Here is a 14,428-nt window from a genome sequence, read left to right on the forward strand (position 1 = left end):
CGCCCTGCCCGTCAGGCAGCAGCCTCAGGCAGAGGCTTCGTAGGAGGGGTAAAAACAGAAGTACTGTCGCAACAGCTGCACGAACTCCAGATACTCTGTCGAGACCTGACACAATTCAAAACCGGAGTCATAGCTGCCTGGTGTCTCGTCTTCGTGACACCAGAGGCACCTGGCACTCACATCGATGGGCTGTCCGACGTTGCCATTCGGTAGTTTCAGGCACAGATCGAATCTCGCGCCCACCAGCACCGGCAGACTGCTGATAAGCATCAGCCCCTCACCGGACACATTCCCCAGACACCCCACCAGCTTGCCGGTATGACGATTGAAAACCTGCAAATAATCCTGCAGTTGATGACGTTCGATTTTCCGCTCTTTATACATGGCAGGCTGCCTTCCGAGACCGATGCTGCGACAAGGCGGCACCGTGTGTTCGTTGCGGACTTCTAATGCGCTGCACGACAAAGGCTATCCAGGAAACAGTCTCGACCCGGAGCCCAGCAGCTCGTCCGCTTTGTGACCTCAGCCTAGCTCACAATTATTCAAAATCCACCCGAACACAGCACCTTCCATTCAAACGAGGGTAATTATTTCGATACAGGAGCGTTTCGAACAGGTACAGGTATGGGTCTGGCAGGTTGAGCCCTGGGGTAAAGACCTGTTTGTGCCAGCGTGTCGAGTCTGGCGCGTGCACGGAAGGCGTATTCACTTTCTGGATACTGCGCCATCAGGAATTGATAGGTCTGTGCCGCATCGACATACAATTTCTGCCGTTCCAGGCACTGGCCGCGCAACATCGACACTTCCGGCTGGACATAACGGCGCGAGCGGCTCTGGCGTTCGACCTTGGAGAGATCGAGCATCACCCGATCACAGTCACCTTCCTGATAGGCACGGTAAGCGTGATCAAGGTTGGAATTCATCGCCCAGCGGGTGCAACCGCTGAGCGCAGTCAGTAATACAACAATCGTTACAATACGCATGGGACTCTCCTGTTCTCTGCCCTGTATCGGCGTCACGGCCTGTTTCTTCAGGCCAATAGAGCGCCGGTTGTCAGCCGATTGCCCTCCCTGACCCTGACACGGTAGTGCAAAGGAACAATGACTAAAGACCCAGACAGGAGTAGCCTCTCGCTGCGCTTCAATTAAGGAGTTTGTGCATGACCGTTCGCCGCACCAAAATCGTCGCCACACTTGGCCCTGCCAGCAATTCGCCGGAAGTCATCGAACAACTGATCCTTTCGGGTCTGGACGTTGCTCGTCTGAACTTCTCCCACGGTACTCCAGACGAGCACAAGGCTCGCGCCAGGCTGATCCGCGAAATCGCCGCCAGACACGGGCGCTTCGTCGCTCTGCTGGGCGACCTGCAGGGTCCGAAGATCCGTATCGCAAAGTTCACCGACAAGCGAATAGAGCTGAAGGTCGGTGACAAGTTCACCTTCTCCACCGCTCATCCGCTGACCAGTGGCAACCAACAGATCGTGGGTATCGACTACCCGGATCTGGTCAAGGATTGCGGCGTAGGCGACGAGTTGCTGCTCGACGATGGTCGCGTGGTCATGCGCGTCGACACCCAGACCGCTAACGAACTGCACTGCACCGTGCTGATCGGCGGCCCGCTGTCCGACCACAAAGGCATCAACCGTCGTGGTGGTGGCCTGACGGCGCCGGCACTGACCGAAAAAGACAAGCAGGACATCAAGCTCGCTGCCGAGATGGACCTCGACTACCTGGCCGTTTCCTTCCCGCGCGACGCCGCCGACATGGAATACGCTCGCCAGTTGCGCGACGAATCCGGTGGTACGGCCTGGCTGGTGGCCAAGATCGAACGCGCCGAAGCCGTTGCCAACGACGAAGTGCTGGATGAGCTGATCCGCGCCAGTGACGCGGTCATGGTCGCTCGTGGTGACCTGGGCGTTGAAATCGGTGATGCCGAACTGGTCGGCGTACAGAAACGCATCATCCTGCACGCTCGTCGCCACAACAAGGCAGTGATCGTTGCCACGCAGATGATGGAGTCGATGATCTCCAGCCCCATGCCGACGCGTGCCGAAGTGTCCGACGTGGCCAACGCCGTGCTCGACTACACCGACGCCGTGATGCTGTCGGCCGAAAGTGCTGCAGGCTCCTACCCGATCGAAGCGGTTCAGGCCATGGCCCGTATCTGCATCGGTGCTGAAAAGCACCCGACCGGCAAGACTTCCAGCCACCGTATCGGTCACTCCTTCACCCGTTGCGATGAAAGCATCGCGCTGGCGGCCATGTACACCGCCAACCACTTCCCGGGTGTGAAGGCGATCATCGCACTGACCGAAAGCGGCTACACCCCGCTGATCATGTCGCGCATTCGCTCCTCGGTGCCGATCTACGCGTTCTCTCCGCACCGTGGTACTCAGGCGCGTGCAGCGATGTTCCGTGGTGTCTACACCGTGCCATTCGACCCGGCAGCCCTGCCGCCAGGTCAGGTCAGCCAGGCCGCAGTCGACGAACTGCTCAAGCGTGGTCTGGTCGAGCAAGGTGACTGGGTCATCCTCACCAAGGGCGACAGCTACCACACCATCGGCGGCACCAACGGCATGAAGATTCTGCACGTTGGCGACCCATTGGTCTGATCGCAGCACACGGCAAGCCAAGGCCCCGTCTCGCAAGAGTCGGGGCCTTTTGCGTTGGGTCAGCCCTGCGAATCATGTGATTATCGTGCCGAAGAACGAGAGCTGTAACTCACTCTTAATCCCGCGCCACAAACACATCCGCCAGCAACTGATTACGCGGCAGCCCCGCCAGATAAAGGCGCTTGGCAAACATCTCCACGCTGTCGGCACTGCCGCACACCAGCGCCATCGCGTGCCGCGACAACAGGCGCAGTTCAGCCAGGGTTGCCTGTAGCGTCTGCGGGGTAACCAACTGAACATGCACTTGGGGATAACGCTCAGCCAGGGCGCGCAGTTCATCGGCCAGGTAGTGCTCCTGGCTGTCGCGGGCCAGATGAATCACGCGTATGGCGCCCTGATGGTCCTGGCGCAGCGCCTCGCGCAGCACACCCCACAACGGCCCGAGCCCGGTGCCGGCGGCCAGCAGCAACAAGGGTTTTTCCTGCCAGTCCGGGTCGTAACGCAGCGCCCCGCCACGCAACTCGCCGAGCCTCAGGGCGTCGCCGACCTGCAACTGGCGGGCAACGTCACGGAAGGCCCCAGGCTGCAGGCAGTCGATGTGAAACTCCAGAAACGCATCCTCACCGGGAAGGCTCGCCAGCGAGTAAGGCCGCGCAACACCGCTGCCAGTCCACAACACCTGGTGCTGCCCGGCGCTGTAGCGCAGCGGTCGCGCTGGCTCCAGACGCAAACGCAGCACCGATGCAGAGAGCCAGTCGCAGCCTGCCACCGTGGCAGGCAGGCCATCACGCTGCGGGTCAAACACCTCGACAGCCAGATCCCCCGTCACTCGGCACTGACAGGCAAGCCGCCAACCCTGCTGGCGCTTTTCGGCAGGCAGCGCGTCGGGCAAAGCGTCTTCAGGCTCGCCCTTTACGACGCGCACCAGACACGCATGGCAACTGCCGGCACGACAGCTATAAGGGACCGGAATACCGGCATGGTTCAGGGCGTCGAGCAGATTGCTGGCCGATGCCACCGACCAGCTAAGCTCACCCACATGCAATTGAGGCATCAAGACGGCCTGTGCAGAAAATAACGGCGATTGTACAGACTGGCCTGTCGGGCGGGTTATACTGCCGCGCCTTTTTGCGCCCGCTATCGCCACCCTGACAGCTCTGGTTCAAGCCGCAGTTCCAGACTGCCGCCGATAGCGTAATTGAATGTTCCCGTCCTTACAGAGGAGCGCGCCGCATGACCGTGATCAAGCAAGACGACCTGATTCAGAGCGTTGCAGACGCACTGCAGTTCATTTCCTATTACCACCCCGTGGATTTCATCCAGGCCATGCACGAGGCGTATCTGCGTGAAGAGTCGCCTGCCGCTCGTGACTCCATCGCCCAGATCCTGATCAACTCGCGCATGTGCGCGACCGGTCATCGCCCGATCTGCCAGGACACCGGCATCGTCACGGTTTTCGTGCGCGTGGGGATGGATGTTCGCTGGGACGGCGCCACCATGGGCCTGGACGACATGATCAACGAAGGCGTGCGCCGCGCGTACAACCTGCCTGAAAACGTGCTGCGTGCCTCGATCCTTGCCGATCCGGCAGGCGCTCGCAAAAACACCAAGGACAACACCCCGGCCGTCATTCACTACTCCATCGTCCCGGGTAACACCGTGGAAGTGGACGTCGCGGCAAAAGGCGGCGGCTCGGAAAACAAATCGAAGATGGCGATGCTCAACCCGTCCGACTCGATCGTCGACTGGGTTCTGAAAACCGTTCCGACCATGGGCGCAGGCTGGTGCCCGCCGGGCATGCTCGGCATCGGCATCGGCGGCACCGCAGAAAAGGCCGCGGTCATGGCCAAGGAAGTGTTGATGGAGTCCATCGACATTCACGAACTGAAAGCCCGCGGCCCGCAGAATCGTATCGAAGAGATGCGTCTGGAGCTGTTCGAGAAGGTCAACCAGCTGGGCATTGGCGCTCAGGGCCTGGGCGGCCTGACCACCGTGCTCGACGTCAAGATCATGGATTACCCGACCCACGCCGCGTCGCTGCCGGTGTGCATGATCCCCAACTGCGCCGCCACCCGACACGCGCACTTCGTGCTCGACGGCAGCGGCCCTGCCTCGCTGGAGGCTCCATCGCTGGACGCCTACCCGGAAATCGTCTGGGAAGCCGGCCCATCGGCCCGCCGCGTCAACCTCGATACCCTGACCCCGGAAGAAGTACAAAGCTGGAAACCGGGCGAAACCGTTTTGCTCAATGGCAAGATGCTCACCGGCCGCGACGCAGCGCACAAGCGCATGGTCGAAATGCTCAACAGGGGTGAAACCCTGCCAGTAGACCTCAAGGGTCGCTTCATCTACTACGTCGGCCCGGTTGATCCGGTACGCGAAGAAGTCGTCGGCCCGGCCGGCCCGACCACGGCGACGCGAATGGACAAGTTCACCCGGCAGATCCTCGATCAGACCGGGTTGCTGGGCATGATCGGCAAGTCCGAACGCGGCCCGACCGCCATCGAAGCGATCCGTGACCACAAGGCCGTATACCTGATGGCCGTCGGTGGTGCTGCCTATCTGGTGGCTCAGGCGATCAAGAAATCCCGCGTCGTGGCCTTCGCCGAACTGGGCATGGAAGCGATCTACGAGTTCGAGGTCCAGGACATGCCGGTGACCGTTGCAGTCGACAGCACCGGTGAATCCGTTCACATCACCGGCCCGCAGATCTGGCAGAAGAAGATCAGCGACAGTCTGGCGGTGGAAGTGCAGTAAGCAGCAATGTCAGCAAGCCCGGCCAACAAGCCGGGCTTGCTGCATTAGCTTCTGAGTGCCGCGCCTTGCCCCACGCAGTCATTCGCCACTACATCGAATACAGACGCACTGGAACGGCATGTTTTTTGAAAAAAGCTACGGTTGAAGGATCAGACCTTGCCGTGTCCAGATCAGAGAACTTCTCGAACTTCAAAAACTTCATATCTCGCCATTTTACGGGGGCATGCGACTGCCATTCTATATAGCTGGAGGATCCAGATCCGGGTTCGGCGTTATCGTTTTTACCCAAGCCCTGAGTGAGCGCTTCCCAAGTACAAGGAAGCATGCTGGTTACCAAGGGAAACACATTTCCAGACGAAGCCAGGACATCCAGGGAGACTTTTGAGCATAGGCTGTCGGCTCCTGTAAACGTCATATAGGACCTCGCCTGGTCTGACAGGTGAAAAGCCGCACTACCGTGGCTAGGTGCACCGCCTGCACCGCTATGCCTGTCGACCTGAAGAGCACCGTAAAGAGGACGTAGAGTTCCCTTGTTTTCTTGCGCTCCAGTCAGGGCTGCTCTACGAACAAGCTCAGACGACGAATCGCCATACTTAAACATCAGATTTTCGAATTTATCTCTCCTGCGCGTCCAGCTGTCCTCATGCGTTAGTGTATGCCACCTATTAATCATTCCCTCGCCCTTCAACCGTCCAAGCTTTTCTGGCTGTATATTAAAGGTCATCGGAGCTGTCTCAAGAACCCCGCTCACCGCCTCCAGGAGTTCTCCCACACTTCCTGAAGACGTCGCCCCCGTGCGCTTTTTCAATGATTCGATGGCGCTTTCCTTATCCCTTTCCCTCCGCTCCATTATTCTGGGTTGAAGATACGTATCAAAGTGCAGCTTGCTCGCTTCGGCAGCCTGCTTCGCAGCGTTGCTTCGCTCACCAAACAAGCCGGTGTTGTCGACCATGAGTACCGGCGCATTGCCAACAAAACGGTACAGATTCAACCCATCCACATCCCCCGCCGGGTCCGGATTGATCCACCGCTGCAACCACGGCGCGTAATACCTGAACCCATAATAATAAAGCCCGCTGGCATCGCGCTCTTTACCCGAATAACGCACGGTCTTGTACTTGGCTTCCACTGCACTACGCGCCGCCCACCAGGCCGTACCGCCGAACGGATAATAACTTTCCTGGCTGATCAGACCGCCTTGCTGATCAAGCTCCAGCGTGCTTGAGCCCAGATGATCACCCAGGCTGTAACGCACCTGATCGTTCGTAATGGAATCCGGTTTTCCAGCCTCCCAGTGCAACACCCGCACACTGTTGCGACCCGCCTGAGCCGTAACGACATGAAGGATTTCGCCATCGGCCGTGGTACGAATTTCCAGCCCCGGCAGGTAGCGAACTTCGTTGGTCAGTGTGCGACCTGATGCCTGCGAGGTGCTGATCTTGCGACAACGTTGACCCTGGCCGTCATAGACATAGCGTTCGTCATCGTTCGGCTCGTCTTCACGTTGCACGGTGGTGATGTGCTGCAACTGATTACGCGCATCCCAGCTCATGGTCTGCCCACGCACGAGCTGCAACAGGTTGCCGTTGGCGTCGAAACTTGTGGCGAAATCCACTTCTCCTTCAGCGTCGGGCAGGCTGCGATTGCTGTCGGGATCAACGTGCATGTTGCGGGTGAAGTCGTGCGCGCCCTCGTGGCGCATTTGCAGCAGGTTACCCGCAGCGTCGTAGCTGTAACGCTGTGTGTAGTTGCTGACCTGACAAGGATCATCCGTCGGCAGAGATTGCAGGCCCGGCAACGCCGGGCCATGGCTGGCACCGTTTCGGACTTCACGGCCGCTGGCTTCGATCAGCTGATACAGCGTGTCGTACTCGAAGCGACTGATCGGCTCGACGAGCTGGTTGTTGCAATAACGGTCTGGTTGGGACGCATCGTTGACCACCAGAACATTACCGACCGGGTCATAGCTGTAAATCAGCTTTTGCAATAGCGCGCCATCCGCCGCCATCGCGCTGAGCGCAGCGAGCCGGATGTCCTGCGGATCATATTGGAAGTGACTGACAACACCATTGCCCGCCGTTTCCTGCTCGACCTGGTCAAGCGCGTTGTAATGAATTTCACCGACCAGCGTTTGCGGTGGTGAGGCACCGGCCAATGTCAGTTCAGCAGCTTTTAACTGCCCAGCGACGCTCATGCCAAAGGACTGTGTATTGCCCATGGCATCGGTCTGCCAGATCGCTTCGCCCAGCGCATTGACCCCCCAGCGGGTTTGCAGCCCGACAGGCTCAAGCAATGCATCGCGCTCTGCTTCGCCCAGCGGCCAGTCCGGACTTTCAGGCGCTTGCAAAAAATGCCGTTTCTCACCCAGCGCAGCGCCAGGCAGGCCGTAATCATGCAGCAAGCGCGAGCCTGCCGTATCGTCATGGCGAATCAGTTGATTGCATTGGTTATGCTCAGCGGCGTCGGCGCCACCGTAGGCCAGGCGTTCCAAGACAAGCCCCTGCTCTGTCACAGAGACCGGGCGCAGCGAACTGTCGTATTCCATCAAGCGCTGAGTGCCTCGCCCGTCCCGGCTTTCAAGCAACTGCCCTGCCTCGCCCATCAGGTTCAGTCGCCAACCCGAGTCGACGCTTTCGCTCAGCAAGGCCGCTCTGGACAGACTGAACCTGACCACCCGATTTGCCGGGGTCTGCGCTTCGGTTTCCGAGCGACTGAACAGACGCGGATCACGACCGACAACCGGACGCCCTGCCCAGTCATAGCGCTGATGGGTCACCCGCGCGCAAAGAGGCTGCCCGGCCACAGTTCGACAGAACTGCACGCTACGCACGGCCAGCGCACGTGGTTCAATGACCACCAGTATCGGCGTATTGCTGTGCACAATCGAACTCATGACCTTCATCCATGAAAGTTTGATAAGAACACTATTCCTGCCTGACAGGATCAGTGCACGGACGTGCAGCACGAAAAATCAAGCTCATACTTCAAGTACAGACCAGACACCTTCGCGCGACCACAGCATCCTGCATCTACTTAACATAGCCTCGCGCCTTCATTTTTGAAACAACCTGCTCTCTTCCGAGAAAAAGCCCTAAAAACGCAATATTATCTGCATTATTACGCAGGATGCGGTCCCGGACACCCGGGTACTTTAAGCGGTTAACGTTGATATCTTGAAGACTACGGGTTGCAAACAGACCTGTTACATCACCTGTCGTCAGCTTACCTTCGCTAATCATGCTATCAATATTCGAAAATATGACGTGATCATGCTGCCCTGCTGTAACATGACTTGCCGACTCTAACATGCTCTGCAAATGCTCATCCACGTCACCGGATGTTAGCTGCTCAACACCTTCATCCCGATTGACGCTCGCATTCATATAAATGTAATCCCTCGAACGCCTCTGCGTGGTATGGGAAATTTCATGGCCCATTACCAGCGCGGTTCCCAGCACATGAAAATCCAATACCTCACGCCCTAAAAATATTCTTTTGTGTGGGTCGTTTGAAAAGGTAAGACCCTGATTACCTGGCTGCCTGCCAAAGACGGCAAACTGATTAAACCCGTGCCCTGCCGTATAATCCTGCACCACGTCGTTCAAACTCGCGTACTGACTGGCCATTTCGGGCATTTGTGCCAATGATGTATACCCCATGACATTCCAGACGACGACTTTTTGCGTTTCAGTTAAATCTCCGCTATTAAAAACACGCTGACTCTCCTTATAGGCCACTTCAACAACCTCAAGGGCATGACCCAGCTTATCTGTCGGAGGCTTCTTCAACAGTTTTATATTTTCTCTGCCTCGAGCGATGAGGGTGAGGCCACTTGAACTGGCCTGCTGCTCGTAAGCGTCTTGAAAGCCCTGATAAGGTCGATGTTGCAAACCTGCTATATCTTTATTTCGTAACGGACTATTCCCAACCATTGCATAAAAATTCAACCCATCCACAGCCCCCGCCGGGTCCGGATTGATCCACCGCTGCAACCACGGCGCGTAATACCTGAACCCGTAATAATAAAGCCCGCTGGCATCGCGCTCTTTACCCGAATAACGCACTGTTTTGTACTTGGCCTCCACTGCACTGCGCGCCGCCCACCAGGCCGTGCCGCCAAAGGGGTAATAACTTTCCTGGCTGATCAGGCCGCCTTGCTGATCAAGCTCCAGCGTGCTCGAGCCCAGATGATCACCCAGGCTGTAACGCACCTGATCGTTCGCAATAGCGCCTGGTTTTCCGGCTTCCCAGTGCAACACCCGCACGCTGTTGCGACCCGCCTGAGCCGTAACGACGTGAAGAGTTTCTCCATCGGCCGTGGTCCGAACTTCCAGTCCCGGCAGGTAGCGAACTTCATTGGTCAGTGTGCGACCTGATGCCTGCGCGGTGCTGATCTTGCGACAACGTTGACCCTGGCCGTCATAGACATAGCGTTCGTCATCGTTCGGTGCGTCTTTACGCTGCACAGTGGTGATGTGCTGCAACTGGTTACGCGCATCCCAGCCTATAACCTGCCCGCGAACCAGTTGCAGCAGATTGCCATTGGCATCAAAACTCGTAGCGAAATCCACATCCCCGTCATCGTCGGGCAGGCTGCGGTTGCTGTCCGGGGCAACGTGCATGTTGCGGGTGAAGTTGTGTGCGCCTTCGTGGCGCATTTGCAGCAGATTGCCCGCTGCGTCGTAGCTGTAATTCTGTCTATAGTTGCTGACCTGGCAAGGATCGAGCGTCGGCAGAGGTTGCAGACCGGGTAGCGCCGGACCATGGCTGGCCCCGTTTCTGACCTCTCGCCCCGTGGCTTCGATCAACTGATACAACGTGTCGTAACAGTAACGGTTTATCGGCTCGATACGCTGATTGCCGCAATACCGGTCTGGTTGCGAGGCATCGTTGATGAGTAGAACGTTACCTGCCGGGTCATAGCTGTAGTTCAGTTTTTGCAACACTGAGCCGTCGGCAGATAGCGCACTGAGCTCAGTCAGCCGACCGTCCTGTTGATCATACACATAGCGACTGACCACACCATTTCCTGCCGTCTCCTGCTCGGCCTGATTGAACGCGTCGTAGTGAATGGCACTGACCAGCGTTTGCCGCTGTGCCGTATTGGCCAGGGTCAGTTCAACAGCGTGCAGTTGCCCAGCCACACCGTGACTGAAACGCTGGACATTACCGTTTGCGTCAGTCTGCGCCAGGTCCTCGCCCTGCGCGTTGAAAGCCCAGCGCGTCTGCAGGCCGACCGGCTCGAGCAGTGCATCACGATCGGGCTCGGCAAGTGGCCAGTCCGGGCTGTCGGGCGACTGCAGGAAGTACCTTTTTTCGCTCAACGCCCTACCCGACAGTCCATAGTCCAGCAGCAAACGCGAGCCTGCCGTATCGTCATGGCGAATCAGTTGATTGCACTGGTTATGCTCAGCAGTGGCAGGCCCGCCATAAGTGAAGCGCTCGGTCATTCGGCCTGATTCGTTGATCGCCAAAGGGCGCAACAGCCTGTCGTATTCGATCTGGCGCGGGTTGTCACGTCCGTCACAGCTGTCGACTAACTGCCCCGCTTCGCCGTTCAGGCTCACCCGCCAACCTGAATCGACACTTTTCGATAACAGCAAAGCCCCGGACAAGCTGACGATTTGCATCAGGTTCACAGGCGCACAGACACCGTATTTCAAACGACTGGAAAAACGTGGATCGCGACTGGCGATCAGTCGCCCGGCCTTGTCGAAATAGTGCTGCGTCACCCTCGCGTCAACAGGCTGACCATCAGCGCCACGATAGAACTGCACACTGCGTACCGGCAGACCCCGTGAATCGCTGACCGCCAATTGCGGCGTGTTGGTGTGCGTGATCGAGCTCATCCTTGAAACCTCTACCCGCCGTTAGTGACGCCCTTCAACCATAACAGCAGACAAACGGAAGCACGCGGCTTGGTCAAGAACCAATAGGCATAACCGTTGGGTAGTCAATCGCCAATGAATATACCTTCAGCGTCGGGCGCTAATACTTTGTTTTGATGAGAAATTTTTGGTGTTGTTGATGGTTGACTGACACTTTTGTCAGCTAGACGCGAGCGCCATGGTAAACAAGGCTGGGTCATGACCACTGGAGAGCCGGACATGACCGAGCACCCCTTCTCCCTGTTACGCAACCTGGCCCGATCCGGGAACGACACGCACGAACATGGCGATGACACGTTATCGTTCATCAACGCGATGGAAAAACTGAACATCCATTCAGTGTTCGATATCGTACGGCGCTCCAAAGGCGCTTTTGTTCACGAACTCTCACGCATCAGTGATGCTGATGCAGCGCTCGCCTATGAAAACGCTCGTTGTTACGCCACCCAGATCGTGCGCCTGTATCGCAATCAACTGCTGTCTTCAGGCCGAACCCAACAGCTGACGCAGCGCACCGGCGTGCGTTCGCTGGTAGACATCGGGCCTGGCTTCCCTAATCTGTTCAAGGAGAACTGGGATCTGTTTTGCAAGGTGGGTGCAATCGAGGCAAAGGATTCACCCGTTGCGTACCTGACGTCCTTGTATCGCTTTGCTCTGGAACAGCTGGAAGGCAGCGTAGCGGAACCGAGCCGAATCAAGCTCGATGAACGACGGCCTGACCTCAAGGATCTGTTGATCGATCACCAAAGCACCTTCACGCCAGTGCCTACGCTGCATATCGTCAATCAGGTGTTAAGTAAAGCCATCAACGCCTACGTGGGCACAGTGCCTGAGGACAAGGGCAAGACTATTTACCAATTGGTGGCCGAAAAACAACACCCGTTTCAGTTTCCTTACAACTTTCACTTTCAACAGATAACGCTGGGGCTGGCAGGCAAAAAGCCGATGCTCGGTGAGCTGAGTTATCACGTCAGCCTTGAAGTTCCGGCGACCTCGACGCCGACTGACGAGTTTGGAAAAGTGCAGCAATCCAGCGCCATCGCACAGGCGCTGATGAGCGGTTTAAGTCCTGAACAACAGGCAATCGTGCTTGAACCTGCACTGACGACTCAGCCGGAAGTCATCATTCCGTTCTTCAAAACCAAATACAACATCGCTTACTCAGACGACGCCAGCAATCCGCTCAATAGCCTTGATACCTTCATGGCCAAGACCGAGCTCGACAGCGATGCCGTGGAAGCACTTCTTGCCATGGGCGGTCATACGCCTTACCCCTCGCCCAATATCCAATCGGCTGGACAAATTGCCGGGGGGAAGCCGTCACATGATGAAGGCGCTGCTGCAATCGTGAGTCGCTTTGGGGCTGGATACGTCAATGGCACAGCCGCCGATCCAGCGATGGGGCTTCGCAAGGACATTGATGGTGTCGTATACCTGACCAACACCAGCGTGGACCGCTTCGACCGCCTGCAACGCATGATCCGTCTGCAGCGCTGGACGGGCATTCCTTTTACAGCGCTGGACACGTTGGTCATGGCCGTCATTCGCTCCGAAGGCGACGTGAACCCTCAGATGGTGCTGACGGTAAATACGCTGCGCGCACTGGGAACCTATCGGTATCTGAACAAACGTTACGGCCTCGCGCCTGGTGAGTTTGCAGCCTTTGTTCACCAGATGCCCGGCGAGGCAAACGACGGACGCTTGCCGATGTTCGACCGGGTATTCAACAACCCTGCATTGTTCGATACCCCGCTGGTGTTGGATGGGTCGATTCTCGACCTCGATCAGGACAGTAGCGAGCACGTCAAAGCTCGCGCTCAATTGAGCCGAGCCTTGCATTTATCCAGCACCCATGAGGGCCTGAGGCAACTGGCCATCGATGTTAGCGAACTGATTGGCAACGCGCCCACTGACTTCAGACTCAACGTCAGCATGATCTCTTCGCTGTACCGCCAAGCCCGCATTGCTTCGATGTTCGGTCTGACCACTGCGCAATGCCGGGCATTGATCGACCTGCTAGGCTCTCTGTCTTTTCGGAAAAAGGTGGTCTCAGGTCAACTCGACGACACCGAACCGGACGTGCTCGATATCCTGATGCAACTGGACTGGGCAGTCACATGGCTCGAAGCGTCTGATCGAGACGTCACCACACTGCGACGTCAGGCAGGCTGGGACATGACCGAAACAATAGTCACGCAGGAACTGACTGTTCAGCTTGAGCAATTAACCAATGATGCGCGCCTGGCTGTAGTGAACAGCGACCAGCTGGCATCCCTTGATTTGCCAAGCAAGGATGACCAAAACAACACCATCAATTGGTGGTTAATCCTCTCTTACCTGATCGACGAATCAGGGCTGGTCAGGACTCAGCCGCTGCACGAGGAACCCGCGGTCAGCATCCGCCGCACCCTGCATGAACGCTTGTCCGCCATAGCCATCGCGGAACCCCTTGCAAGCGAAGTCGAAGCCAGACTTGCAACGTTCGTATTGAACGGCTATCGGAATCAGCATCGGCTGGTGGAAGAGCTGTTGCTGACCCTCACCGGTTTGCCGCCGGACCGTTGCGAGCCGGTGATACGCTGGGCAGGCAGCGACGTAAACAAGTTTCTCGCTGCGTTACTTTGGGATAATGGCGTCATTGAGACACTCTCGACGCTGATTCGCTATTCAGAAGTCAGCCAGCAACTGGGGCTGAGCGCCTGGGCACTGCGCACTTTTTTGATCAATCCACGCTGGCTGCATGCAGACTTTGGCGGGCTGCTTCCCCTTTCAATGAGCAGTCTGTATTTGCTCGACCGTTATCGCAACTGGCGCGACAACTGCGGTTACCCGGAAGAAGCGCTGCTCGAGTATTTCAAGCAAGCCAATGACACGCCTCGAGACAATACCCAATGTGCTGCGCGGCTGGCATCACTGACAGGCTGGACGTCATCTGAAGTGCTGACCGCAAACGCATTGCTGACCGGGTCAGATCGTATCGCTTCCAGCATGCACGAGGTGGACTGGTTAAGCCGGATGCACAGCGCCAGTGATGTCACCGGCCTTTCGGCAAGACAATTACTGTCGGCTACCGACCTGACAGCGACCAGCACGGCCTCGCACTGGAAGTCCACAGGCGAAGCCGTGATAGCCGCCAACCGTTAAGCCGTGAGCATTAACCTGTTCAATGCCA

General features: G+C 57.4%; 8 protein-coding genes. 3 read left to right on the forward strand and 5 right to left on the reverse strand.

What is annotated here, in order from left to right; genetic code table 11:
- Nucleotides 1-24: 24 nt before the first annotated feature.
- On the reverse strand, nucleotides 25-384 hold the full coding sequence (locus V476_RS05370; protein WP_003345371.1) for a PilZ domain-containing protein: 360 nt from the start codon (nucleotides 382-384) through the stop codon (nucleotides 25-27).
- A gap of 203 nt (nucleotides 385-587) precedes the next feature.
- Nucleotides 588-983 carry a tetratricopeptide repeat protein gene (locus tag V476_RS05375; RefSeq protein ID WP_003345370.1) on the reverse strand — a complete coding sequence of 132 codons (396 nt, stop codon included), beginning with the start codon at nucleotides 981-983 and terminating at the stop codon, nucleotides 588-590.
- 176 nt (nucleotides 984-1,159) lie between these two features.
- Between V476_RS05375 and pyk the strand changes: the two genes are divergently transcribed.
- Complete coding sequence (gene pyk, locus V476_RS05380) at nucleotides 1,160-2,611, forward strand: pyruvate kinase (protein ID WP_003345368.1); 1,452 nt, start codon at nucleotides 1,160-1,162, stop codon at nucleotides 2,609-2,611.
- A 115-nt stretch (nucleotides 2,612-2,726) separates the two neighbouring features.
- Here pyk and V476_RS05385 read toward each other — a convergent pair whose 3' ends face one another.
- On the reverse strand, nucleotides 2,727-3,665 hold the full coding sequence (locus V476_RS05385; RefSeq protein ID WP_024959723.1) for an iron-sulfur-binding ferredoxin reductase: 939 nt from the start codon (nucleotides 3,663-3,665) through the stop codon (nucleotides 2,727-2,729).
- Between the two features lie 179 nt (nucleotides 3,666-3,844).
- Here V476_RS05385 and V476_RS05390 point away from each other — a divergent pair, with 179 nt between their 5' ends.
- Nucleotides 3,845-5,368: a fumarate hydratase gene (locus tag V476_RS05390; RefSeq protein ID WP_024959722.1), complete on the forward strand. Its 1,524-nt coding sequence runs from the start codon at nucleotides 3,845-3,847 to the stop codon at nucleotides 5,366-5,368.
- A gap of 88 nt (nucleotides 5,369-5,456) precedes the next feature.
- Here V476_RS05390 and V476_RS05395 read toward each other — a convergent pair whose 3' ends face one another.
- Together V476_RS05395 and V476_RS05400 are read right to left on the reverse strand one after the other, a co-directional pair.
- Nucleotides 5,457-8,261 carry an RHS repeat-associated core domain-containing protein gene (locus V476_RS05395; protein ID WP_024959721.1) on the reverse strand — a complete coding sequence of 935 codons (2,805 nt, stop codon included), beginning with the start codon at nucleotides 8,259-8,261 and terminating at the stop codon, nucleotides 5,457-5,459.
- Between the two features lie 136 nt (nucleotides 8,262-8,397).
- The gene (locus V476_RS05400) at nucleotides 8,398-11,217 is read right to left on the reverse strand and encodes an RHS repeat domain-containing protein (RefSeq protein WP_024959720.1); all 2,820 of its coding nucleotides are present in this window, start codon (nucleotides 11,215-11,217) and stop codon (nucleotides 8,398-8,400) included.
- Nucleotides 11,218-11,454: 237 nt separating this feature from the next.
- Between V476_RS05400 and V476_RS05405 the strand changes: the two genes are divergently transcribed.
- Entirely contained in the window at nucleotides 11,455-14,400 is a 2,946-nt protein-coding gene (locus V476_RS05405) for a Tc toxin subunit A (RefSeq protein WP_235810963.1), read from the forward strand.
- Nucleotides 14,401-14,428 lie beyond the last annotated feature (28 nt).

Source organism: Pseudomonas syringae KCTC 12500 (assembly GCF_000507185.2).
Lineage (GTDB): Bacteria > Pseudomonadota > Gammaproteobacteria > Pseudomonadales > Pseudomonadaceae > Aquipseudomonas > Aquipseudomonas syringae.

Bases quoted from the DNA above. Each gene is read 5' to 3' on its own strand.
- V476_RS05370 (WP_003345371.1), bottom strand. From the start codon at position 384: ATGTATAAAGAGCGGAAAATCGAACGTCATCAACTGCAGGATTATTTG.
- V476_RS05375 (WP_003345370.1), bottom strand. From the start codon at position 983: ATGCGTATTGTAACGATTGTTGTATTACTGACTGCGCTCAGCGGTTGC.
- V476_RS05405 (WP_235810963.1), top strand. From the start codon at position 11,455: ATGACCACTGGAGAGCCGGACATGACCGAGCACCCCTTCTCCCTGTTA.
- V476_RS05385 (WP_024959723.1), bottom strand. From the start codon at position 3,665: ATGCCTCAATTGCATGTGGGTGAGCTTAGCTGGTCGGTGGCATCGGCC.
- pyk (WP_003345368.1), top strand. From the start codon at position 1,160: ATGACCGTTCGCCGCACCAAAATCGTCGCCACACTTGGCCCTGCCAGC.
- V476_RS05390 (WP_024959722.1), top strand. From the start codon at position 3,845: ATGACCGTGATCAAGCAAGACGACCTGATTCAGAGCGTTGCAGACGCA.
- V476_RS05400 (WP_024959720.1), bottom strand. From the start codon at position 11,217: ATGAGCTCGATCACGCACACCAACACGCCGCAATTGGCGGTCAGCGAT.
- V476_RS05395 (WP_024959721.1), bottom strand. From the start codon at position 8,261: ATGAGTTCGATTGTGCACAGCAATACGCCGATACTGGTGGTCATTGAA.